Below are 23,676 nucleotides of genomic sequence, written 5' to 3'. Positions count from 1 at the left end.
TGCCTGTTAGTGTGGCTCGCCATGGGGAAGAAACCTGAACTACTTGATCCGGCGGTTGCGCGGTTGCTGGAGGATGCGCGATCGAGGCTGTTCGAGGCGCTGGCTGCCGCTCCGAGGGCGCGGCGGGCGAGGCTCGGCGGGCTCCAGGTGGAGGTTGATGGCTTCGGCGAGCTGCTGTCGCTGAGCGCGCCGGAGCCGACGGTGCCCGGCCCGCAGTGGACGGATACATTCCTGGCTGCCTACCGTGCCGCAGCCAGCGGAGAGGACAAAGACGATGGGGCGACCGTCGAAGAGTTCCTCTATCTTCCCGCGCCCCCGGACTCGTCTGCCGAGTTGTGGGAAGGCCTTTCCCCGGACGCCACGCCACAGGAGATGGATGCTCATGTTCGGGCCAAGTTCGCCCAACTTAAGCCGCCGACGGAGGGCCAGCTGGAGAGGATCGCCCAGCTTGAAGGTGTGGGCAGTGACGAGGAGCAGTTGGTGCGGGTGGTGCTTGATTCGCAGCGCCGCTTGGCCGAGCTGTGGGTAAGTGGCTGGTTGGAAGACCAGCCGACTGCGGAAATCAGCGCCGCACTGCAGCGGGCGCTGGCAGAGGCGAAAGCCGACTTGCAACAACAAACCAACGAAATCCTGGCTAGCTAAGAAGGAGGTATAGCTATGGGAGATGGTTCGGGTTTCAGCCCAACCCAGATCTGTGACGCGGCCAAGGAAGTTCTCAGTCAGGGCGCCGCTATCAAGGGCTTGCAGAAGCCTGTCGCGCCCAGCGTTAGCGCATTCTCGGCGGTGCTGTCGGGTTACGTGGGTGGTTTCCTTGGCGCGACCAGGTCGGTGGGCAGATTTATCGACGCGGCCGGCGAGGGCGTCGAGCGCATGGGGCAGTCGCTGATAGTGACGGCTGACTCCTACTACAAGCGCGAGGAGTGGGCGGCGGAAGGCTCGGGTGAATCTGCGAGTACTTTCGGGTCGACAACGTCCATTCTTGGGCCGGTGAAACCCCACGATTCGGCGAAAACTGGACGAGTCGGGACCCGCGGTTGGGATCTCGTCGCGCTAAAAGCCTCGAATCAAAACGAGTCTCCGCTGCCCAAGGCAGCTTGGTCGGAAGCGGGGGGCTCGTTCACCGTCGGATCCTGTAGCGCCGGGGACGACATGTCCTGGCTGGATGCGGAGTCTACCGGGGAGGGCTTGCTGCCCGCGGTTGTGAGCCTGGTACTTGATATCGCGGAGGTTTTGTGCACTCCGCTGTTCCGTAGCATCGAGAGGTTCCTGGGGATCCCTGGTTCCATCAGTCATTTCGAATCGACCACTACGTCGCTGGGCGAAAGCCTTGGCCAACATGCGGAGACGATCAAAGGCCTGCCCGGAAAGACTCCGGACTGGTTCGGGGAAGCTTTCGACAACTTCTCCGCCTATGTGGAAGCCGAGGCGTCCTGCATGCAGAAGGCGGATACCGCCGCAAGGGAGTTGGGTGCTCTCGCGGTGAAGCTTGGCTCTGCCGCCAGCGACTCCCGGAAAGCGGTCATCCAGAAGGGGGTTGAGGCGGTATACGAGTTGGGCAAGATCTTCATCAAGTGCTTGCCAGAGATCCTGAAGGACTACGAGAGCGGCCGCGTTAAGTTTGCTGTGGAAACAGTCGTGGCTGTGGGTAAGAAGATGGCCGAATTGCTGGAGGAGGAGCAGAAGCTCATCAGCAAAGGCACTGGCATCGTCAAGCAAGCCCAGGAACTCACGCAGCAGTTCTCGGGGGCCACTGCCGCGCTCGCCGGCGCAATTTCTCCGACCGAGAGCGACGGGAGCTTCGCCGATAGTCTCAAAGGCGTCCACGCGCACCCGGAAGACGAGCTTATCCTGAATCTCATGGAGAGCCTCGCCATGGGAACAGAACTGCCAGAGGGCTTCACGGAGGCCACCGACAAGCAGCTGGCAGAACTCGGGCTGACCCGGGACATGCTCAGGGACCAGAAAAGTGGGCTGAATTCGAACGTCTACATCAAGGACGGAAAGTACTACGTCATCTTCGAAGGAACGAACGATGGTTATACCCACGACTTCTTGAATGAGAACATCCCCGGCGCCATCGGAACGGGCCCGCAGACGTATCAGGTCATGGATATCGCTAGGAAGATCGAAGATTCCGGCAACGCGGGCGACGTCGTCTTTGGTGGGCATTCGCTCGGCGGCCGGCTGGCGGCGGTTGCGGCTTTCGAGACCGGGAGCCCGGCGGTCACCGCGAACGCAGCCGGGGTGAGCCTCGACACCAAGCACAGGGTTGCGGCGTACAACAACACGTCGGTAGAGGCGCTGAATGAGGCCGCGAACAATGGCCTGATCCGGGCCTACCGCACCAGCAACGACACCCTGACGTACGCACAGGAGTCCATGGGCCTCAGCACTGCCCCTGGCGTCAACTTCGACATCCCGGCTCACACGTCAGATGGCTCGTTCACGAGCATCGAGGGGCATGGCATCGGCTATCTGAACGAGGCGTACCGGAGGAACAAGCCGTAGGCTCCTTCGAGGGTGCTATCAGCCCGCCTGACGTGGGTGCCGCGCGCAGTGTGCGGTGCCCACGTCGTGTTCGTGAAGGGGAAACTGCGACGTCGGCTGTCGCAATCGATGCGTCTTGCGGCCCAGCCTTCGGCTGCTTGGTGCAGGGCGCGGACCTCGTCCTGCGGATCTGTGATTCTGTTCGTATCTCGGGGTGGAATGACCCCCTGCCGGGCTAGCATGACACCCGGACGAGCACCCAGCGGGTGTTCGGGAAGGCGTCGGCGGCGCTGAGCGAGTTGCGTCGAAGGCCGCCGACAAAAGCAGATGAGATCCTAGCCACGCGAAGGGATGCGTGATTCAGTGAGTTGCGTCGGTTTCAGCCCGGACGAGATCTACAGGGCTTCGTGGGCGGCGAACGGGGCGGGATCCCGCCTGAAAGGAACGAGCCAACCCACGCCTCCCAGTGGGTCTGCCTTCTCCAAGATTCTGCAGTCGTTGACCTCGGGGGCCTACACGTCCGCGTCCGCCAATGTGGGTGACTTCCTCGACGCCGTGGGTGCCGGCGTCACGGGGATGGGGGGTGGCTTGCTGGCGACAGCGGACGACTACAGGTGCGCGGAGGACAGGGCCGCCAGCGTGGAGAAGGTTTTTTCCGGTTACTGGGGCGGCCCGGCGGCGTCTACATTCAATTCTTTCTCCGGGGAAAACACCAGCAGAGTCGGTATGAATCTGGCCGCTTCTGGAGCCTCTAAAAGGGCTCCTCTCCTCTCGCAGGGGGCCTGGGCGAGCGCGACTGGCTCTTTCGGCGGCGGAGGCGCCGCGGCCGGCCCTCCCTCAGACCTTTCCGACTTGGCCAGAGAGTCCACCGCGATGAGCGTTCTCTCGGGTATCCCTGAGCCGGCGGGTGGCCCGGTGAAGTCGATGTTCGCCAGGTTGAGCCAGTTGGTGGAGAGGTTTCGAGGGGATCCGGGCAGCATCTCCGGTTTCGTTTCCAGCGCAGCGCGAGTGGCCAGCGCGATGAGAGGGGGAGCGGTCGAGATAGAGTCCTTGCCCGGGAAACTGCCAAACTGGTTCGGCGACGCGTTCGACGCCTTCTCGGCCAGCGCTCGTGCCGCAGGAGGCTGCCTGACTCGGGCGGCGGAAGCCGCTAAAGCTCTCGGCGACTCGGCGGGGAAGCTGGGCTCGATAGCGGCGAGCAAGCGCAGGGCAGCGCTTGAGGAGGAAATGAGAGCTGCGGGGGAGATCCTGGGCGCCTTCCAAGCCTATGCGGCGATGATCCTCATGGAAGTTCCCGGAGCGCTGGAGGCGTTCCTCGCCGTGGCGGCAGCGATAATCTCCGGGGCGATGAGTGTAGTCACCACGCACACGCAGGCCCTGCTGAGCGAGGCCGGCCCCATTGTGGACCAGGTGCGAGAGATCGGGAACCAGTTCTCGTCCGCCGCCGCGGCACTCGGCTCGGGGGGGTCCGCAGCAGGGGGAACAAGTTTCGCAGCGCTCACGACCGGAACGGTCGCCCAGAAAGGTGACGAAGACTTCCTCCGACTCATGCAACACCTCGCCGAAGAAAAGCAGGATAATAAGGAACTTCCTGCAGGTTTCAGCGTCGCCACGGACGCCCAGCTCAGAGAGCTTGGGCTGTCAAAACATATGCTAACGGATCCGGCTACCGGGCTGAGGACGAAAGTCTACGCTAACGGGGATCGCTACTATGTGATCTTCAAGGGGTCGGATGGAAAGCTGATACAAGATTTCGCTCTCGAAAACATTCCCGGTTCGAGGGTCGCAGGCCTTCAGACTGTGCAAGCCATCGGGATTGCCGGGGCGATCGAGCAATCCGGCAACGCCAGGAAGGTCGTCTTCGGCGGGCACTCCCTTGGCGGGCGCCTCGCGGCAGTCTCCGCCTTGTTGACCGACAGCCCAGCGGTCACTGCGAACGCCGCGGGCGTCAGCGAGGCGACGAAGAGGTACATCGCCGCTGCGAACGGCACCACGATTGCCGAGGTGGACCGCGCGGCCAACGGAGGGCTCATCCGCGCCTACCGAACCACCAATGACATCCTCACGCAAGTGCAAGCAGTAACCCTTGCCTCAGATGCTCCGGGTACCAAATTCAACCTTCCCGCGCTCTCCCCGGAAGACAAGGGGCTTCTTGGTCTCAGGGTCGATCACTTCGACAAGGAATCTTTGGATAAGGTGAAGCGTGCGGCAGAAAATGGGGTTAACGGTCACATGATCGATTACCTCAATAAAGCCTATAAAGAGCGCTACGGGACAAAATACGAGGACTGACGCTAAAACCGGTTTCCGGTAGCTGCCCTCTGCGCTGGACGCGCCGGCCAATGCGCGGCGGGCCTTTCGTCCGGCCCGGTGAGCCGCAACTGTGGGGTGCCTTCTTGCGTAGTCCCTAGCTTTCGAGGCGTTGAAAGAACTCATCCTCAGTGACGACCTCGATCTGCGTTCCCGCCTCCCTGAGTTGGGTTGCCTTGAGCATCTTTCGCGACTCGGTTGACCCTTCGAGCCGCGTGCCCGAGCTTGGGATGCCTACCACCAGCATGGTGGTCTTCCTCGTCAGTGACTTGCCCGGGGGACCACCCGTCGCGATGATCAACTCGTGGACCGCGGCACGTTGGCCGTGGAGCAGCGTGCCGGTGGCGACGACGATCTCGCCTTTGAGCGCCTCTTTGCCGCTGCCATAACGAGCGATGGGCCCCGCCGTCGCATGGTCTGTGACGGCGTTACCTCCGCGTCGCCCGTGAAGCGGGCGTCGCAGGACAAATCTCCTCAAGTTTTTCGTAGGAATGATCCCGCTGCATCCGCGCGAATATGCGCCCGCAGGCCTCAGCGTCCGCGGTGGCATTGTGATGCTCAAACGTCTCGCCTGGGAAATAGTAGTCATAGACGTGGCTGAGCTTCTTGCGCTCCAGCTCGGTGGCGAGAATGCTGCGGGCCAGCCGCAGAGTGCAGAATCTTCGGTTGTCGATCGGCCTGGTGTTGTACAGGTTTGCCAGATCGGACAGCACGTAGCCGTCGAATGCCATGTTGTGCGCCACAATCGGGTCTGCTCCAACAAAGTCGTGGACCCGCCCGGCGATCTGATCCCAAGCCGGGGCATCCTCCACGTCCCTCTCCGTCAAGCCGTGCACCCAGGTGTTTACCGGGTTGAAGTAATCGACCTCGGGATGTGGGCGGATGAGACTGTAGTAGGTGTCAACTACTGCGCCGTCGGAATCGAAGCGAACAAGGCCGACAGCGCAGGCGGAGCGGCGTTGCTCATTTGCCGTCTCGAAGTCGATTGCCACGAACGATCGCATGATACCCCTGTGCCTCATCCAGTCTCTCGGCCAGACTCTACCGGGGACGAACCACTGGTCGGGCCACCCGGGCCCAGCTCCGCCGAACCCAGCAGGGATGGTCGGGCCGACCCAATCAGGATTGGCGGACACGGCTCCACCGCGATTTGGCGATCCCAGGGAAGCCGGGTATAGTTTTCTAACGCACCAGCGCTCGTGGCTCAATGGATAGAGCATCTGACTACGGATCAGAAGGTTGGGGGTTCGAGTCCTCCCGAGCGCGCGGAAGGCCCCGGAAACGGGGCCTTGTGTTTTCTCTGCAAGACTAGCGTCCGTGACGAGAATCTGGGCCCACCGCGGCGCGAGCGGCACCGCGCCTGAGAACACCTTGCCCGCTTTCGGGCGAGCCATCCAGTTGGGGGCGGACGGCGTCGAGTTCGACGTGCAACGCACCGCCGACGGGCACCTCGTGGTGATTCACGACGAAACCATCGACCGCACTTCCACCGGGACGGGGCCCGTCGTCGGCCTCACCCTGGAACAGCTGAGGCGCCACTCCTTCCACAACAACATGCCCGGCTTCGAAGGCACCCAACTGCCTCTGCTCGCCGAGGTGCTGGAACTGTATCGGGGCACGCCGGCGACGGTGAACATCGAGTTCAAGACCTCCATCGAACGCTACCCGGGGATCGCGGAGCAGGCGAGGCTGCTCGTCGAGGAGCTGGGGATGGCAGAGCAGGTGCTGTACTCGTCGTTCGACCACTACACCCTGCTTGAGCTGATTGGGCGGGTGCCGCGTGAGGCCGTGGCGTTGCTGTTCGCCGACGGCATCGTCGAGCCGTGGCGGTACGCGACGCAGCTCGGCGCGGGCGCCCTGCATCCGGGGCTCCATCTGCTGCAGCAGCCGCACTACGTCGAGCGGGCCCACGAGTCCGGTCTCAAGGTCAACGTCTGGACCGTGAACGAGCCCGAGCACCTGGCCGCAGTGCGGGCGCTCGGCGTGGACGCGCTGATCACCAACTACCCCGAGCGCGCCACTAGGCTGAGGGCATGAACCCGTTCAAGCCCGAGCTTTGGGAGCCGGTAGCCGGCTTCGACTTCACCGACATCACCTACCACCGTGCCAAGAAAGTGCCGGCGGTGCGGATCGCGTTCGACCGCCCGGAAGTGCGCAACGCCTTCCGCCCACACACCGTCGACGAGCTGTACCGGGCGCTCGATCACGCACGGCAGTCGTCCGACGTGGGGTGCGTGCTCCTGACCGGCAACGGCCCCAGCCCCCGCGACGGCGGGTGGGCTTTCTGCTCGGGCGGCGACCAACGGATTCGGGGCAAGGCCGGGTACCAGTACGCCGACGGTGACACCGCTGCCGATGTCGACCCGGCGAAGCTCGGGCGCCTGCACATCCTGGAGGTGCAGCGGCTGATTCGGTTCATGCCGAAAGTGGTGATCGCGCTGGTGGGCGGCTGGGCGGCGGGTGGCGGACACTCGCTGCACGTCGTCGCGGACCTCACGCTGGCCAGCCGCGAGCACGCGCGTTTCAAGCAGACCGACGCCGACGTCGGCTCCTTCGACGCTGGCTTCGGCTCCGCATACCTGGCGCGCCAGGTGGGGCAGAAGTTCGCGCGCGAGATCTTCTTCCTGGGCGACGAGTACTCGGCCGAGGACGCCCACCGCATGGGGATGGTCAACAAGGTGGTGCCGCACGACCAGCTGGAGGTCGAGGGCCTGGAGTGGGCGCGCAAGGTCTGCGGCAAGTCTCCGACGGCGCAGCGGATGCTCAAGTTCGCCTTCAACGCCATCGACGACGGGCTGATCGGCCAGCAGGTGTTCGCGGGCGAGACGACGCGCCTGGCCTACATGACCGACGAGGCCATCGAAGGGCGCGATTCCTTCCTCGAAAAACGCGACCCGGACTGGTCACGATTCCCGTACTACTACTAATGCGCCCAGCCCGAAGGGACTTCCCCGGGCGAGACCTTGCGTGTCTCGGACGGGTTTGCATAGGGTTTGACTCGTACTCATCATGTCGGCGGCACTTTCGAGGGCCCAGGGAAACCCGGTCAGAATCCGGGACTGACGCGCAACGGTGGGCGGCCAGCATTGGCCGCGAGTCCGAACACCTGGCCGGCAGTCATTCGTGGACCTCGCGCAATGGTCCGGAAGGAGAGCATTGACCACCCCAGTGGCCCAGGTGTGTGACCTGACCGTGCGGTTCGGCGACGTGACCGCGCTCGATTCGTTGTGCCTCACCATCAACCCCGGCGAGCGCGTGGGGATCATCGGTGAGTCCGGGTCCGGGAAATCCATGACCGCCTCCGCGCTGCTCGGGCTCCTCCCCGTCACCGCCACCGTCACCGGCTCCGTCCAGCTCCAGGGCGTCGAGATCGTCGGGCTACCCGAAAAGCGGCTGCGCCGGCTGCGCGGCCAAGCCGTCGGTCTGGTGGCCCAAGACCCCAGGACCGCGCTGAACCCGCTGGTCACCGTCGGCGATCAGGTGGCCGAGCCGCTACGTGCCAAAGGAATATCTGCGCCCGAGGCGCGACGACAGGCGGTGGAACTGCTGGGCAAGGTGCAGCTCCCGGACCCGAAGAGCACCGCCCGACGCTACCCGGGCGCGCTTTCCGGCGGCCAACGCCAGCGCGTCGGGATCGCGCTGGCCCTGGCCGCGAACCCGGCCCTGCTCATCGCCGACGAGCCCACCTCCGCGCTCGACACCACCGTCCAGGCCGGGGTGTTGGAAGTCCTCGCCGGGCTCAGCGCAGCTACCGCCTTGATGTTCATCACCCACGACATAGCGGTGGCCGCGCTGCTGTGTAGCCGCCTCGTCGTGCTTCGCCGCGGCGTCAAAGTGGCCGACGGCCCAACCACAGCCATCGTCGACGACCCGCCGCACGAGTACGTCTGCGATCTCCTCCGAGCCAGTTCGGCGACCGCGCTGCCCGCGGCCTGCGCCTCCCTGCAACGCCTCACGAAAGGGCTGACATGACCGCACTGCTGTCGGCGAGCGACGTCAGCCGCACCTACCGCGTTCCCGGCCTGCTCGCGGCCCTGCGAAAAACGCCCGACGTGCGCGCCGTGGACGGCATCAGCCTGCGCCTGCGCGCCGGGCAGCGCCTCGGCATCGTCGGCGAATCCGGCTCCGGGAAATCCACCCTGATGAGGCTCCTTCTCGGGCTGGAGACCCCGGACACCGGGCAGGTTTCCTTCGACGGCCGCCCGGTTCAGGTGGGCGCGGACCTCACCTGGTTTAGGCGACAGGTGCAGTTCGTGCCGCAGGACCCGTCCAGCTCGCTCAACCCACACCTGCGCATCCGCGACTGCGTCCGGGAACCGCTGCACTGCCTCGGCATCGGAGGCGACCACACGTCGCGGGTGCTCGAATGCCTCGACGCGGTGGGGCTCGACCGGTCGCTCGCCGACCGGCGCCCGGGAGAACTCTCCGGCGGGCAGCGGCAGCGCGTCGCGATCGCCCGGGCCCTCGCGCCGTCGCCCGCCGTCATCGTCGCCGACGAGGCGGTGAGCGCCCTGGATGCGTTGGTTCGGCTCCAGGTGATGACCACCCTGCGGGACATTTGCGAGGCCGAGCAGGTGGGGCTCATCTTCATCTCCCACGACCTGGGGGCCGTGTGTTATCTCTGCGACTCGGTGCTGGTGATGAGCCAGGGGCGGGTCGTCGAGTCCGGCCCGATTCCCGCGCTCTTCGAGTCGCCGCAAGCAGCCGAGACGCGGGCACTGGTGGGCGCGGTCCCCGCCCAACCGGGGGCGTGACATGCTGAAACGACCCGGGAGAGGTAACCCCATTGCCCTGCTGAGGCGACTGCCGGCAGCCTTGCGTCTACTGGTCGTCACCCAGTTCGCGTTTAACGTCGGCTTCTACCTGGTGGTGCCGTTCCTCGCTGCCCACCTCGCTCAGGACCTGGCCTTGGCCGGCTGGGCTGTTGGGCTGATCTTGGGCCTGCGCACCTTCTGCCAGCAGGGGTTGTTCTTTTTGGGCGGGGCGCTGGCCGACCGCTTCGGCGTCAAGCAGATCATCCTCATCGGAGTGGCCGTGCGCATCGCGGGTTTCGTCGGTCTTGGTTTGGCGCGTGACCCTTGGTCTGTCACGCTGGGCGTGGCACTCATCGGTTTTGCGGCTGCCCTCTTCTCTCCGGCGGTGGAATCCGCCCTGACCGTGTGGGCTGGCGAACTGGAGGCCAAGGGAGGCCCGCGACGAACTGAAGTCATTGGGCTGGAGGTGATGGCCGCCAAAATGGGCACTATCGTCGGTCCTCTGCTGGGCGGGATTTTGCTCGTCGTGCCCTTCGAAGCGACCTGCTTCGTCGCCGCCGGGGTGTTTGGTGTGATCCTGCTGGCCCAGCTCCGCTGGCTGCCGGCTGAGGCCCGAGCCAGCGCCCCCAGCCGGGTGGGCTCCTCCCTGCGGGACGTGCTCGCCAACCGACACTTTCTGCTGTTTGCTCTCATCCACTGCACCTACCTGTTGAGTTACAACCAGCTCTACCTCGCCATCCCGGTGGAGCTGGAACGCATCGGCGCCCCCAGCGCCAATATCACCTGGTTGTTCGCGCTGGCGGCCATTGTCGTTCTCGTGCTGCAATTGCCCATCTCGCGCGCCGTCGCGCGCTGGCGGATCTCCCGGGTACTGGGCTGGGGCTACGCGCTGATCACCCTGGGGTTCCTTGGGGTCGCCGGCTTCGCGCCCTTCACACCCCTGCCCGGGGTGCTTTCCTACCTGCCCTCAGCGCTCTTCGTCGTCGGGCTTCATCTTGGCCAGATACTCGTGCTGCCTGCGGCGCGAGCCGCCGTGGCTGACCTCGCGGGTGGGCAACGGATGGGCACGTACTTGGGAATGCTCGCCTCCATCGGCGGGGCCGCAGTGCTCGTCGGCAGCACCGCCATCGGATTCATCCTGCCGCTGTCTGCTGAACCGTCGGGCCTGGCGCCCGTTCCCTGGCTTGCTCTGGCAGCGGTGTCTGCCGCCTCCACACTCGGCGTTGTCGCATTCTGTCGACGACGCTCCGAACCGACTCCAACGAAAGGAAAACGATGAAACGACGCAGACTCCTCGGCCTCCTGGCCGCAGGAACCGCCGTGCTCACCCTGGCCACAGGCTGTGTGGTGACGGGCGACCAGGACAGCAACTCATCCGCCTCGGCGAGCGGGGAGTCCTCCGCACCTGCGGCCGACAGCACCCGGCTGCGGGTGGCGCTCAACTTCGCGCCCGTCGCCGACCTGTCCCCGTACACCGACGACGCCTCCAGCCTCATGCGGCTCGGGGTCTCGGAGGCGCTCATCCACATCGATCCCCAGGGCTGGGTGCAGCCTGAGCTGGCCCGAAAGTTTGAGATGGTCGACGAGATGACGGCTAAGTTCACGCTCCGATCCGACACCAAATTCCACGACGGCACCCCGGTGAACGCCACCACCGTCGCGGCCAGCCTGAACGCTGCCCTCACCGCCAACCCAGCCCCCAGCACCGTCTCCGGGCGCGAACTGAGCATCACCGCCGAGGGCGAGGACGTCGTGCTGGTGAAATCCGCGAAACCGGATCCGATCCTCATCATGCGCTTCGCGAACCCCGACATGGTGATCCTCGCGCCCAAGGCTTACCAGGCGGACAAGAACAAACCCAACCCCATCGAGGCAGGTACCGGACCGTTCAAGCTGACCAAGCTCGACGGCACCACCCACGCCACCCTCGAAGCCAACGCTGACTACTGGCGGGGCGCGCCGAAATCCTCCGGGCTCGACGTCCAGTTCATCCCGAAGGCCGAAGCCCGGGTGAACGCGATGCGCGCCGGCGAACTGGACGTCTTCCAGAACGTACCGATCGCGCAGCTGCCCAACATGAACGGCTTCACCGTCGAATCGCGGCTGATTCCGCGCACGTCGGGCCTCTATCTGAACACCAAATCCGGGCCGTTTGCCGACGCCGGGCTGCGCGTCGCCGCCGCCAAGGCGATCGACGGCGATGTGATCGCGAAGACCATTTTCGCGTCGCACGCCGACCCTGCCCAGGGCATCTTCCGCGGCGACCTGGAGTGGAGCAAGAACCGCTCAGCGCCCACCTACGCAGAAGCGAAGGACCCCGCAGGCGCCAAGATCACCATCGCCACCTACTCCGACCGCCCGGAGCTGCCCGAGACCGTCACCGTCATCGCGGATCAGCTGCGCAAGGCCGGGTTCACCGTCGACACCCCCGTGGTGAAGGAATACTCGGTTATGGAGGGGGACATCATGGCCGGCAAGTTCGACATGGTGCTGCTGTCACGCATGTACATGTCCAAGGCCAACGATCCGCTGAGCATCATTCAGCTCGACTTCACCTGCGAGGGCGGATACAACCTCTCGTTCCTGTGCGACCCGGCGGTGGACAAGATCGTCGAAGATGTCTCCACCGAGTCCGACATGGCCGCGCGCCGGGCGGCCGCCGTGCAAGCGGAGGCGCTGATCCTCGGCGGCGGCGCCTACATCCCGGTGGTGCACGAGCACGTGCGCATCGCGCGCGTTAACGAACTCTCCGGCCTGGCGCAGGACCCGCTGGAATGGAAGATGATCACCGAGAATACTGTCAAGAAAAAGTGAACTGACCCGTGAACAGATCGAGTCTGCGTTCCGCCCTGCTGTTGGCTGGGGCATTCCTCACCGCCGCGCTCTTCGCGGGGGCGCTGCCGTGGTTCACCGGCAGCGACCCGGCGCGCACGGTGTTGCGCGCCCGGCAGCGGGAGCGGGACGCGGACCCGGCTGCGCTGGCAGCGATCCGGGAAAGCCTGGACCTGCCGGAGAATCCCGTCATCGGCACCTGGCATTGGCTCGTGAAGGCCTGCCAGGGAGACTTCGGGGTGTCGTGGGTCAGCGGAGGACCGGTGGGGGAGAAGGTCGGCTCGGCGCTGCTGGTTTCCCTCAACCTGTCCGGGATGGCGGCGGCCACCACGCTGGCCCTCGGCTTCCTCCTCGTGGCACCGATGATCGCCGGCGTTGGGCGCGGACGGCCGGGCACGTCGCGGGTGCTGCGGGCGGTATCCGCGACGCTCGCCGCGCTGCCCGAGTTCGTGCTGGCCGTTCTCCTGGCCTACGTGTTCGCCGTCCGGCTTCAGTGGTTTCCGGCCACGGGTTGGCGCAGCAGCCAGCACGCCGTGCTGCCGGTGGCGGCCATCGCCGTAGCCTCCGTTGGGGTGCTGCTCAGGGTGCTGATGACCGCAGTGGCGGCCGTCGCGGGGGAGGACTGGGTGCGCACTTGGCGCGCCAACGGCGCCCGCCCGATGCGGATCTCGGCGGAGGTGGCGCGACGTGCGCTCGCCGTCGTGCTACCGCAGGTGCTCCTGCTGCTGGCGGGCATCGTCGGGGCCTCCGTGGTGGTGGAGGACACGTTCGCGATCCCGGGCCTGGGCCGCACCGCACTGAACGCCGCCCTGGCGCAGGACGTGCCCGTCGTGCAGGCGGCGATGGCCGTGCTGGTGGTGCTGGGCGCGGCAGTGGGGGCCGTCGGCAACCTGCTCCACCACTGGCTGATGGCCCCGGCGTTGGGCGCAGGCCAGGGGGCGACGATGGTGCGCCACATCAGCACCGTGCGGCGGGGCTGGGGGTGGTGGCTCAGCGTCGCGCTGCTCGCGCTGCTTGTCGTCGGCGGCTGGCTGCGTGGCAACGCGGTCGATCCGCTGTCGCGGCACCAGGGTCCCTCCTGGGCGCACCCGCTCGGCACCGATCATGTGGGGCGCGACGTGTGGTCGCGGGTGGGGCAGGGCGCGTGGCTGACCATCGGGTCCGCCGTGGCGCTCACCGCCATCTGCCTGGCGATCGGTCTGCTCGTCGGTCTCGCGTCGCGCAGGGGCTCCGCCGGGATCGCCGACATCCTCAACGCGGTGCCGTCGGTGTTTCTCGGCGTGGTGCTGGCCGCGGTTCTCGGGCCGGGAATGTCGAGCGCCTGGCTGGCGATCTGCCTCGTCGGCTGGATTCCGCTGGCCGTGCACGCGCGCACCCTCGCGGCAGAGGCACGGGCGGCGGGCTTTCACCAGGCGGCGATCACCTCGGGGGCGTCGCGCTGGTGGATCACGCGCCGGCACATTCTGCCGAGCGTGTTCCGGCCGGTTTTCGGCCATGCGCTGGTGCGGCTGCCGCATCTGGCGTTGGCGTTGACCGGGCTCGGTTTCCTGGGTCTCGGCGCGGGCCACGATTCCCCGGAGTGGGGGAAGCTGTTGGTTGACTCCGTCAGCCACATGGAGCAGGCTCCGTGGGCAGTGTTCTTCCCGGCCGCCGGGCTGGTGCTGCTCGGCCTGGTCACCAACCTGGCCCGCGCCGAGTAGAGGAGGCTGCCGGGCTGGTTGGGGACTTGCTGCTTTGCTGGGAACAGTGAGGCTTGTGACGAAAAGTCCTGTGTTGCACGTATTGGCTGCTAGGATCAGTCACGAAAGGAGGGGACACGATGCGCAGATGCTCGCCCCCACTCGTGGAAGCTTGGGACAGCTCAGGCAGAGTAGGCGTCTCTTTTGACGGAAGCAGGGTTCTCTCTGTGATCCTGCGCGGTTCGAGCGACTCTGTCGAGGGCTCCGCTTCTCTGAGTTCATCCGTGGTGGAAGCTTTCTACCGATCCTTGGACTCGTATCAAGAATTATTCTTTGCGGAGACGGTCGCGAGTGATCTCCGAGAAGATTTAAAGAATCTCCTAGCCGAGCTAGAGGAAGGAGGATCTTTTTCGGCAGTAAATGCTGAGGTTAAGAAGTCGGTGGATGAGGCTGAAGAGCATGTCAAGGTTCAGCCGACTGAACCGCAGACTCTGACGTGCGGTATTGTTACTATCTACGCTGACTCGAACGTCCTTACTGCTATAGAGATAGAGGATGGGTTTTTTCGTCTAGGCAAGGGGGAACTTGAGCGTCTCATTGCGCGAGCATTGAATCTTTTTCTTGAAACTATCCCCGTCCTCCCGGATGAACTGAATAGAGTCCCTACCCGGGCGGAAGTTGGGGGCCTAATGGATGCTCTGCTTGTCGAGTTGAAGGAAGGGGGTAAAAGCTGAACTGCTATGGCGTCGGAGTGGGCGCCGGGAAAGCTTAGGTTTGAGCTGCCTCGGTTCTCATGCATAGGGCGGTCGAAGCTTGCTTGTCTCCTTTTCGAGACTTCAGATTAAGATTAAATAGTATAGTTAGAAAGTTTAGGTATTCCCTATGGTGAAATTCGTTCCCTCTTCGTGGGATGCTGGCGCTGAGAAATTGCAGATTATCAGCGGTCAATTGAGCGAGGTAGGTAGTAACTTTAAATGTGATGTACATGACAGTGGATCAGCGACGGATAGAATGGCAGCCGTGTCCGCAAAAGTAGTTCAAAGTAATGCATCTCAATGCCTCGCTTTGCATGCTGTCAAGCTAAGCAAGGAGTCTGAGAAGATGGGGCAGACTGCGAGTTCATACCGTTTGGCTGAAGATGCCTGTGAAAAGATCGCTCGACTTCTTAACTCTCTTCTTGGAGGATAGCTATGAGTATTATTCTGTCTATGGCTAATGTGACTCTCCCGAGCTCTGCAGAAAGTTTGGCGGGAAGCGCTTACTCTTTTTCGTCAGCCGCCAGCTACTTGGCTGAATCCGCCGACCGTGCAAATGAGACGGGGGTCTTTCTCGCTTCGCGGAATGAAGGCCCGGCTCTCGAATCGTTTCTATCCTACTTCAATGGAGGGGAAGGGTCGCCTAGAAGCTTGGCTATTTTCTCATCAGAACTTGCTGCGACTTCTTCGGCTATGAACGAAGCTAGCGGCATAGTAGCTGAGACTAGGAACGGGATGCTAAGGGTGGCGATGAGCGCTGAAGCCGCCCTGTATAAAATCATGGCTGCTCCCGCAGGATTCAGTCCATTGGTCAAGCAACTTCTCATAGCTAACCTGGTGAAAAAGGCTAGGCATGATATGCTAGTCATTGATTTCTTTGGAGGATTTAGGGTATCTGATGCTCTCTCCAAGGTGCATTTCGCATTTCCAGCTGATGCTGGTCTTGAAGGAGAAGAAGGCCCGGATGGGTACAAGTTCGGTCCTCCCAAGAAGCCAGAGATTCAGTGGGATGAGGACTTTGAGTGGGATTCTGAGGAGCCCACAGCTTCCGATCACCTTGAGTGGCACAAATGGGGGACAAAGGTTCTGGGTGCCCGCTTGCTTCGACCAGACTTGGCTCGCGCTTGCGAATTTTACGAACACTTTAGGGGGAACACTGGAGAAGATAAGATCTTTGACTATGAGGCGGGAGCCCGAGAGGATGAGGCTATAAAGAAGAATATCGAGTCTGAGATAGCTCGAACTGCACAAGCAGCTGATAAGATGGCCGCTCGGGGCGGTGGATCTTTTCAGATCACTGGCCCCAGTCATGAGGCTCCCAACTACCCCAAAACAGAGGGCTGGCAGAAAACGATTGGCGGCTACCAGCAGTGGAGTTCTGCTGATGTCGAGGTTAAAGATGGAATGGTCACCATGACTATTACTGTCCATGCGGAGGATCGTTATAATTTCAACCGTGGACAAAAGGACATCGCCTCCGATGCTCCCGATAGCGCTAACGGGCGGTTCCAGGAGATCGGCTGGGCAAAATCCTTCAATTCTCATGGCGAGGTTAAACGTGTAATCACCTGGCCTGTCGGGTCTCCTCCCCCTAGTTACGATTTTGCCCCAGAGCCAAGGTCTGGCTCGGGTAGATGACCCAAGGTGAATCAGTGCGTTAGCACTGGTCTTTGGGCCATTCTTGGCCCATGGATGGAATGATCGTCAGTTGTACTTGAGAGGAGTCTTAGTTTTATGATACCTTTCCCTAGTAAAAATGGTGGCGAGAAGCTTAAGACGGATCTGCTCCCCCTAATAAGTCGTATACCAGCCTTGGAAGATGCTGAGTCTGTCAAGTGGGCGAGCGGTTTGCTTGGAAACCCTGATTTTCCTGGACCAAGTAGCTACTGGATTGACGCGCTAGTTGAGCTGAAAGAGAGCTCTGCGCTGAGGGCGCGTTCTCTCGCCAATGAAGTTGTATTTCCTGAGGGCCTGCATCCTCTGGTGGCCGAATGCGTACCCCAAGCGACTTTCCTGTCTTCGAGTAGGCTCAATGACTTGTTTAGCGGCAAGCAGTGGTGGGCAAGCGCGTTCATAGCAAGCGATAGGCCTATTCTGGTCCTTAGCATGGTGGGTCATTAATGGCAGACTTTCTAGTTTATGAAAAAGGCTGGAACCGACGCGCGCTGCTGGCTGCGGCGTCGCTCGTCCTGGTGGGCTGCTCTCCCCTGTCTGGTGGGGGGTCCGGCTCGGGCGGAGACCCGACGATCGGCGGTCAGAATGGTGGCGAACTCCGCACGGATCTGGAGCCGATCACCAAACGAATCCCCGCATTGGCAGACGCCCGCTCGGCCAAGTGGAGATCGGGGACGCTGGGTGACTCGCGGGTTCCGGGCCCGTCGACGTACTGGCTACACGCCGTCGTCGAGCTGCCCCAGGCGCTGTACGACGAAGCGCGCGCGAAGTCGAGTGAGGACGCCGAACTGCCGTCGAGTTTCTCCGACTCGCTGGGCGATCTCATACCGAAGGGCAAGTACCTGTCGGGCGAGGCACTCAACAGTTTCTTCGCCCCGAGCGAGGAGATGAGGAAGCGTTTCGCGAAGGTGTCGGCCTACCTCGCCGCGGGGGAGCCGACGCTCGTCGTGGCGATCATCTCGGAATAGCTGAACCGGTCGTCGGCCATTGGTCGTTCCCCCGGAGGGGCGCTTGCTGGTTTCTCCCGTGGCGGGCCGGTAGCCTCGAAGACGTCTCTGGTAGGTAGGGGGTTCGAGTTGGTCCGCAATACTTTAGCCGCGTTGTTGGGAACCGCGGCCGTTGTTCTGGGCTTCCTGGGGCTGGCCGGTTATTGGGTGAACCACTTGGCTTTCGAGCCGGAGCCCGCCGAGCGGATCGCCGTCGCAGTCGCCCGCGATCCTGAGGTGCAGCGGGCGCTTTCGACTGAGGTTTTGGAACAAATCGGGGAGATCGCCCCCGCGGAGGGCCTCCCGCTGCCGGAGCTGCGGCGAAAGGTGGAGGAGGTGTTGTCCCAAGCGGTCGACCGGGCCCTCGCCAATCAAACCTTCGACGGGGCCTGGCGGGCGGTGCTGGCGGACACGCGCACGAGGGTCGTTGCCGACCTGGCCGCCTGGCACGGCGGCGATCCGCGACCAGAGGTCACGCTGAACCTGGGGCCGCTCGTTCGGGTGGCCGTCGAGCGGTTGAAGGCCGACGGCGACCCGGTTGTGGCCCGCGCCCTCGACCGGGTCGAACTGCCGGAGACCATCGCCGTCGCGGGCTCGCAGCTGTCGGAAAGCACGACGAGGTTGCTGGCTCCGGCAATCCGGGCGTCCGAGTTGGGCCAGGTGGCGCTCTTCGCCGCGTTTGGCCTGCTCACGCTGGCCTTGATCGTCGCGCCCCGGGGGCGGCGCGGCAGAGTGCTGCTGCTCGTCGGGCTGGCCGCGTCGGCGGGCGCACTCATCATCCGCGCGCTGACCTCGGCTGTGCCCACTCTTGCTCCAGCCGTCGGCCTCGGACTGACGGGGACGTTCGTGTCCGCGGCCGAGCGCGAACTCCAGGCCACCGTGGTGGACTTCCTGTGGTGGCCGCTGTGGGGCGGGGTGGCGGCCGCGGTGCTCGGCTTGATCTGGTGGGTTGCTGGTGCGCGCCAGCCCGAGCAAAGCCGTCGGCGGGCTCGGTGAGCTCGAAGGCTCCCTCGACGTCAACGGTTTCGCGGGTTGTATCGGCGCGTCCACAGCGTGCCAGAAACGGGCCCCAGACAGCTAGCTGCGCAGCCACAGCCGTCACCCCGGGGCGGGCTGTGCTCGCCACGACCGCCACAGGCGCGCGTAGGGGCCCGCTGCGGCGAGGAGATGTTCGTGGGAGCCGTCCTCCACGATGCGGCCGTCGTCCATCACGATGACCCGGGTGTCCGCAGAGACCATGCCGAGTTGGTGTGCGATCACCAGCACGGTGCTGTCGGGCATGAGGTCGAAGACCCCGGCCTCAAGGTTCCCCTTACCGAGCGAATCGAGTGCGGAGAAGGACTCATCGAAGATCACCACATCGGGGTTCGCGACGAGGGCCCTGGCGAGCGAGAGTTCCTGCTTCTGGGCGGTGGTGAGTTGCGTCGTGTCGCCTCCCACCAGGGCGTCCAGGTCGGTGGCCCAGTCGGCCCCCACCCGGGCCAGGGCGCGCAGCAACTCGGCGTCGGCGGCGGGGCGACGCAGGGCCACGTTGTCCCTGAGCGAGGCGGCGAACGCGTGGGTCTCCTGTGCTGTCAGCCGTTCCTGAACCTGGGCGTGGCGAGCGAACACCCTGACCGGCTGCGCCAGCTTCGCCAATCCGACGACGGCACCGTCAGCCCCTGGCTTGTAGTCCACGCTCGCCGTTCCCGTCAAGAGCAGCAGGTGATGCTCGCTGAACAAGCAACGTGGATGCCTCGCGCGATGACGATTTTCCGGTAGTTCTTGTGAAGGACCTCCGCCCATACCTCCAGCGCCGCTACACCCAGCCAACCAAAACGGACGCACTGCTAGAGAGGCTGGACTGGGTCCAGTTTCCGGAGATTGATCGAAAACCCGGCGTGCGCTGTGTCGTGCGGTTATGCTGTCGCCATCCGTCACTGTGTCTGTGAGGTTCCATGTATTTTCGACGACTCCCTGCCCTGGTCATTGCGTTCGCCCTGTTGCTGTCCGGGACGGTTCTGAGTCCCAGTCGGGCTGAGGCCGCGTTGCACAATCTCCGCATCGGCTTGGATCAGGACACCATCCGCGCCGACGAGCTGCTCACCGTCACCGGCACTTCTGACTTGTCCGGTGGCGAGATCTGCATCGTCGAGGAGAACAGCAACGCCACGAACTGCGACTCGCCGGCGTGGGGCTCCCCGAACCAGATCCTGACGGTGGGCACTTTCCTGGAGCAGCCGATCGAGGCTCCGCCGTTGAAGGTGGGGCGGTGGAAGATGATCGCCGTTGACCGGGGAAGGAAGTCGGACGAGTTCGTTTTCGAGGTCCTGGACTGCGGGGACAAGTGCAGCCCGGGCGCGGCGTTGCAGATGATGGCCGACTGGAAAGCATCCGCCGCCGCGTCGGCGCCCGGGCACGGCGGGCTTTGCGTAGGCGTGGGTGCGGCCACCATCGGGTACGACTACTGGTCGGCGATCAAGGATCTGAAGAAGGTCAAGGATCTAGGCGAGAAGTTGGCTTCCGTAGAGAATCAGATCGCGATGGGGTACGCGCTCAGCAGGGAAGAACTCAGTGCCCTGATGCAGACCAAGTCCAACCTCGAAGACATGATGAAGCCCATTCTCAACGCGGTCAGTGTGGGTTACACGCGTACCGGGCTGGGCGGGGTCTACCAGGCGATGCGCGACCAGACGGATTCCGCCTGGGGCGGATTCCTCACAGAAGAATCGGTGCTGGATTGGGTCAGCTTGGGCTGGTGGGCTGAGAAATCGGCTTGGACCAGTGCAAAATTGCTGGCCAACATCAACTGTCGGGCGGCGCTGATGTATTCCGACATCGTTGCCGATCCGCCGGATTCGAACTACGGCACGGTCGTTGAACCCGAGTTCTTCTTCCCGCGCGATCTGCCGTCGAACGGTAGTATGCATGAGTTGCTGCGCGTCACCGACGAGGCGCAGGCTTACGGCAAGGCGGCCAGGGTGTCGGTAGAGCGGCTTCAGGGCGCAGAGATTGACGGTGACGCGGCAGGCATTCGACGTCAGACTGAGGCGGCCGCGAAGTACCAGCGTCAGCTGGTGGCGGCCAACCTGCGTCAGGCCGAGTTGCTTGAGGCAGTTGCGGCGGAGGCGGATAAACACAGGGTTTGGCAGCACTCTCGCCGCGACTCGCTCGCAGACATCGACCAATGGCAGCGCCGTGCCAAGGAGGGTGTTATTACCGCACAGGAGCGGAACACGCTGAAAACCGAGTTCGGTCTCACTGATTCCGCCGTGGATGACTTGGGCCGCTGGCTCGCTGAGTGGTCGCCCGCCAAGCTGCCCACCATTGAGGAGCGCTGGGCGAATTACGGCAAGATGGTGGCAGATATCCGCGCTCACGGATTTAGCGCTGAAGACATTGCCGAGCTCAAAGCGATCGGCGCGACGGAAGCGGACATTGAGGATCTGCGGATTCAGATCAGCCAGGAGCGGACAGACCCCGGGGAGCTGGACCGTACGCAGCCCAAGAGGATGCGGGAACAGGCGAAGGAGTTGCGCAAGCAGGCGTGGCCGATGGAGCGGTTCGCCATCCACCTTGAGATGCGCGTCGCGGCCACCAAGACTCCGGTCACCCCAGTGGCGCCGACCGTGACGCAGATCACCCAGTGCGACCAGTACGGTTCGGTGCAGCTTCCCACGGTGCAGGGGCTTACCTACACCGCCACCCCGGCTGATGCTCGGGAGGGCAAGGTGGTGGTCGTGGCGACAGCGGAGCCCGGATACGTCATCGCCGACGGCGCGGTCTCCCGCTGGGAGTTCGACTTGGGCACCCACCGCCCCTGCCAGACCGACTCCGTCAACGCTCCCGATGTCACCGTAGATGTTCGGCGAGGGAAGACCACTGAGATCGACCTATCGACGATTGCTGCGGGCTCGGGGCCGCTCCGCTTCCGGATTCTCACTGGAGTGAGCAACGGCAGCACCTACTTGTCGGACACGAAGGTCGTCTACACGCCGGAGTCCAACTTCGTCGGTAAGGATTCGTTCACCTATCGGGCTACGCTTCGCTCGAAGCCGTCCGTCCACGACGAGGGCACCATCACTTTGAACGTCATCGACGTCAACGATCCGCCGGTGGTGACGGTGACCGTGCCCAAGCTGGAGATTGACGAGGGCCAGTCTGTTTCGTCGCCGTATTCGATCAGCGACCCCAACCGAGACTCGTTGTCCTACCTGTGGACCGCGAGCTCCGGACAAACCACCACCTATTCCTGGCCGGGGGCGCTGTTCCCGGACCAGGACGCCAACGGGTGGCTTGAAGTGCAGGTGACGGACTCCAGGGGCGCGGCGACGAAGGGCGAACGGGTGCCGGTGGTAGTGAACAACGTCGCGCCGACCATTCACGGCACCATGCCGACGCGCGCGTTGCCGGGGACCGAGCTGGAGATGACGCTCAGCGTCAGCGATCCCGGGGTCAACGACAACCCCACGCTCGCGTGGGACTTCGGTGACGGCACCACGGCGACCGGCCGGGACGTCAAGCACACCTGGCAGGCGGGCACGTACACTCTCACGGTCACGGCCACCGACAAGGACGGTGCCACGACGGTGAAGACCTCCACCGTTGTGGTTGGCCCGGTGGTGGTGGATGCGGGGCCGGGTTTGGAAGCCAAAGTCGGGTCGCCGGTTCAGTTCGATTTCAGCAAGTCGACGCCGATCGACCCCTGGCTGACCTATCGGGTCGATTTCGGCGACGGGGAGGAGGCCCGGGTCAATTCGCTAACCGAAACGCGGCACGTGTATCAGAAGCCGGGCGACTACGTCGTGACTTTGACTGCTACCGATCGGCGAGACGGCGGGAAACAGACGAGCGATTCCACTACCGTCAAGGTGCGCCTCCCGCTGCGCCTTGAGGCGCACGTGGTGCCCGGTACTGTACGCGGCAACAAGGCCGACGTGCAGGTGACGGCCTGGACCGGCTCCGACCTGAAGTTGCAGTCCGGCGTGTTGGCGGAGTTCAAGCTAGGCTCGGAGACTCGGCAGGCCACCACAGATGCGCAGGGCCGGGCTGTGGTGCAGTTCCCTGTGCCGACGGATTCAGGCAGCGGTGTACTCGGTGAGGTAACGGTCAGCGTTGCCGAGAACAAGCAGTGGCTGGGCGCCACGGCGAAGGCGACCATCACCAGGCAAACGCTTCCCGCGGGCGACATCGTCTTCCTGATTGACGAGTCCGGTTCGATGGACTCGATCCAGCGTGCGGTGGGCAACAACGTGAACTTCATGGCGAGTCAGATCGCCGCCAGCATGGACTACAGCTTCGCGTTGTGGGGGTTCGGCGGCTCTGCCCTGGGAGGCCTTCCGGTGCTGCACGTGCCCGCGACCACCGACCTGGGGGTGCTGAGATCGGGCATCGACTCGTTGACCACCGACGGCGGGCATGAGCCGGGCACGGACGCCATCGTCGAAAGCCTTACCCCACGTACGGGCTGGCGACCGGGCGCTGGTAAGTGCGTGGTGCTGGCGGGAGACGAGCAGATCCAGTCCTCGCAGCACGACGCGTTGGCCGCGGCCTCCGCTCTCAAGGACCAGGGCGCGACGCTGTTCACCATCACCACTCCGGGTGCTGTCGGTGAGGGGTATCGCAAGCTGGCCGTCGACTCCGGCGGTGCTGATTTCAACATCAAGGATTTCGTGAATGACCCGGCCCCGGTGTTGAGCGCCTTGCTGTCGAAGTGCGCCACTAAGGTGGCGGAGCGGCCCGATTTGAGCGTGAGCGTCGACGATGGGCTCACCGAGGTGGAGGCCGGCACGGAGCAGGTCTACACAGTGACCGCCCGCAACACCGGCGGGGCAGCCAGTATCGGCGCCAAGGTCAAGGTGACCTTGCCCGCAGACCTGACCGTGAAGGACGCAGGGGGAGCCACGGCTGTTGGGCAGACGCTCACCTGGGAGGTTGGCGATCTTGCGCCGAGCGCGTCGTGGTCCCGCCAGGTGCGCGCTGTTACGGCTGTTGATCACGCCGGCGGTGTGCTGGAGGTTCAAGCGGAGGTGTCCGACGACGGGTCGCAGGGCGCGGATCCCACCCCTGCCGATACCGTCGCCACCGACACAACCACGGTGAAGCCGAAACCGCCGACGCCGACTCCTACGCCGACGCCGACACCTACGCCGACGCCGACTCCCACGCCGACGCCGACTCCCACGCCGACGCCGACTCCCACGCCGACGCCGACTCCCAC

General features: G+C 64.1%; 19 protein-coding genes, 1 tRNA gene and 1 riboswitch. Of the genes, 17 read left to right on the top strand and 3 right to left on the bottom strand.

Translation table 11 applies throughout. From position 1 onward, the window contains the following. The first annotated feature begins 21 nt into the window (after nucleotides 1-21). The 3 genes from EII42_RS10540 (at nucleotide 22) to EII42_RS10530 (ending at nucleotide 4,779) form a co-directional block, all read left to right on the top strand. Nucleotides 22-642: a hypothetical protein gene (locus tag EII42_RS10540; RefSeq protein WP_125172086.1), complete on the top strand. Its 621-nt coding sequence runs from the start codon at nucleotides 22-24 to the stop codon at nucleotides 640-642. A gap of 15 nt (nucleotides 643-657) precedes the next feature. Further along, nucleotides 658-2,508, top strand: coding sequence for a hypothetical protein (locus tag EII42_RS10535; protein ID WP_125172085.1), 1,851 nt, complete (start codon nucleotides 658-660; stop codon nucleotides 2,506-2,508). Between the two features lie 513 nt (nucleotides 2,509-3,021). Continuing rightward, nucleotides 3,022-4,779 carry a hypothetical protein gene (locus EII42_RS10530; RefSeq protein ID WP_125172084.1) on the top strand — a complete coding sequence of 586 codons (1,758 nt, stop codon included), beginning with the start codon at nucleotides 3,022-3,024 and terminating at the stop codon, nucleotides 4,777-4,779. A 115-nt stretch (nucleotides 4,780-4,894) separates the two neighbouring features. Here EII42_RS10530 and EII42_RS13315 read toward each other — a convergent pair whose 3' ends face one another. Both EII42_RS13315 and EII42_RS13310 read right to left on the bottom strand, forming a co-directional pair. Beyond that, nucleotides 4,895-5,275, bottom strand: coding sequence for a hypothetical protein (locus EII42_RS13315; RefSeq protein WP_199729857.1), 381 nt, complete (start codon nucleotides 5,273-5,275; stop codon nucleotides 4,895-4,897). Then, entirely contained in the window at nucleotides 5,226-5,801 is a 576-nt protein-coding gene (locus EII42_RS13310; protein ID WP_199729856.1) for an exonuclease domain-containing protein, read from the bottom strand. Before EII42_RS13310 ends, EII42_RS13315 begins: the two co-directional genes overlap by 50 nt. A 189-nt stretch (nucleotides 5,802-5,990) precedes the next feature. On the opposite strand from EII42_RS13310, the gene EII42_RS10520 reads away from it, so the two are divergent. From EII42_RS10520 to EII42_RS10465, 13 genes are all read left to right on the top strand, one after another. After that, nucleotides 5,991-6,063, top strand: a tRNA-Arg gene (locus tag EII42_RS10520). A 51-nt stretch (nucleotides 6,064-6,114) separates the two neighbouring features. Further along, a complete protein-coding gene (locus tag EII42_RS10515; protein WP_158676484.1) occupies nucleotides 6,115-6,834 on the top strand; it encodes a glycerophosphodiester phosphodiesterase in 720 nt (239 codons plus the stop codon). Continuing rightward, nucleotides 6,831-7,724, top strand: coding sequence for a 1,4-dihydroxy-2-naphthoyl-CoA synthase (locus EII42_RS10510; protein WP_125172082.1), 894 nt, complete (start codon nucleotides 6,831-6,833; stop codon nucleotides 7,722-7,724). The genes EII42_RS10515 and EII42_RS10510 overlap by 4 nt, the downstream gene beginning before the upstream one ends. A 69-nt stretch (nucleotides 7,725-7,793) precedes the next feature. Then, nucleotides 7,794-7,927, top strand: a riboswitch (cobalamin riboswitch). Nucleotides 7,928-7,953: 26 nt separating this feature from the next. Beyond that, nucleotides 7,954-8,769, top strand: coding sequence for an ABC transporter ATP-binding protein (locus tag EII42_RS10505; RefSeq protein ID WP_125172081.1), 816 nt, complete (start codon nucleotides 7,954-7,956; stop codon nucleotides 8,767-8,769). After that, on the top strand, nucleotides 8,766-9,551 hold the full coding sequence (locus EII42_RS10500) for an ABC transporter ATP-binding protein (protein ID WP_125172080.1): 786 nt from the start codon (nucleotides 8,766-8,768) through the stop codon (nucleotides 9,549-9,551). The genes EII42_RS10505 and EII42_RS10500 overlap by 4 nt, the downstream gene beginning before the upstream one ends. Nucleotides 9,552-9,612: 61 nt before the next feature. Further along, entirely contained in the window at nucleotides 9,613-10,830 is a 1,218-nt protein-coding gene (locus EII42_RS10495) for an MFS transporter (RefSeq protein WP_233558369.1), read from the top strand. Beyond that, a complete protein-coding gene (locus tag EII42_RS10490; protein ID WP_125172078.1) occupies nucleotides 10,827-12,365 on the top strand; it encodes an ABC transporter substrate-binding protein in 1,539 nt (512 codons plus the stop codon). The genes EII42_RS10495 and EII42_RS10490 overlap by 4 nt, the downstream gene beginning before the upstream one ends. An 8-nt stretch (nucleotides 12,366-12,373) precedes the next feature. After that, nucleotides 12,374-14,083, top strand: coding sequence for an ABC transporter permease subunit (locus EII42_RS10485; RefSeq protein ID WP_125172077.1), 1,710 nt, complete (start codon nucleotides 12,374-12,376; stop codon nucleotides 14,081-14,083). Nucleotides 14,084-14,226: 143 nt separating this feature from the next. Further along, complete coding sequence (locus EII42_RS10480) at nucleotides 14,227-14,796, top strand: hypothetical protein (RefSeq protein WP_125172076.1); 570 nt, start codon at nucleotides 14,227-14,229, stop codon at nucleotides 14,794-14,796. Between the two features lie 148 nt (nucleotides 14,797-14,944). Beyond that, nucleotides 14,945-15,250 (top strand): hypothetical protein, encoded by a 306-nt coding sequence (locus tag EII42_RS12830; RefSeq protein WP_148098047.1) that lies wholly within the window; start codon nucleotides 14,945-14,947, stop codon nucleotides 15,248-15,250. 2 nt (nucleotides 15,251-15,252) lie between these two features. Next, nucleotides 15,253-16,455, top strand: a complete 1,203-nt coding sequence (locus tag EII42_RS10475; RefSeq protein WP_125172075.1) for a hypothetical protein — start codon at nucleotides 15,253-15,255, stop codon at nucleotides 16,453-16,455. Nucleotides 16,456-16,937: 482 nt separating this feature from the next. Beyond that, the gene (locus EII42_RS10470; protein WP_125172074.1) at nucleotides 16,938-17,459 is read left to right on the top strand and encodes a hypothetical protein; all 522 of its coding nucleotides are present in this window, start codon (nucleotides 16,938-16,940) and stop codon (nucleotides 17,457-17,459) included. 135 nt (nucleotides 17,460-17,594) lie between these two features. Continuing rightward, nucleotides 17,595-18,473, top strand: coding sequence for a hypothetical protein (locus EII42_RS10465; protein ID WP_125172073.1), 879 nt, complete (start codon nucleotides 17,595-17,597; stop codon nucleotides 18,471-18,473). Between the two features lie 102 nt (nucleotides 18,474-18,575). Here the strand turns inward: EII42_RS10465 and EII42_RS10460 are convergent, their stop codons facing one another. Next, nucleotides 18,576-19,199 carry an ABC transporter ATP-binding protein gene (locus tag EII42_RS10460; protein ID WP_158676483.1) on the bottom strand — a complete coding sequence of 208 codons (624 nt, stop codon included), beginning with the start codon at nucleotides 19,197-19,199 and terminating at the stop codon, nucleotides 18,576-18,578. A 215-nt stretch (nucleotides 19,200-19,414) separates the two neighbouring features. Here EII42_RS10460 and EII42_RS10455 point away from each other — a divergent pair. Continuing rightward, the coding region (locus EII42_RS10455; RefSeq protein ID WP_125172071.1) for a PKD domain-containing protein at nucleotides 19,415-23,676 on the top strand (4,262 nt) is incomplete at its 3' end.

The sequence above is a fragment of the Tessaracoccus sp. OH4464_COT-324 genome, assembly GCF_003932855.1.
In the GTDB taxonomy this organism is placed as follows: domain Bacteria; phylum Actinomycetota; class Actinomycetes; order Propionibacteriales; family Propionibacteriaceae; genus Arachnia.
This window is presented reverse-complemented; position numbering and strand designations above follow the sequence as displayed.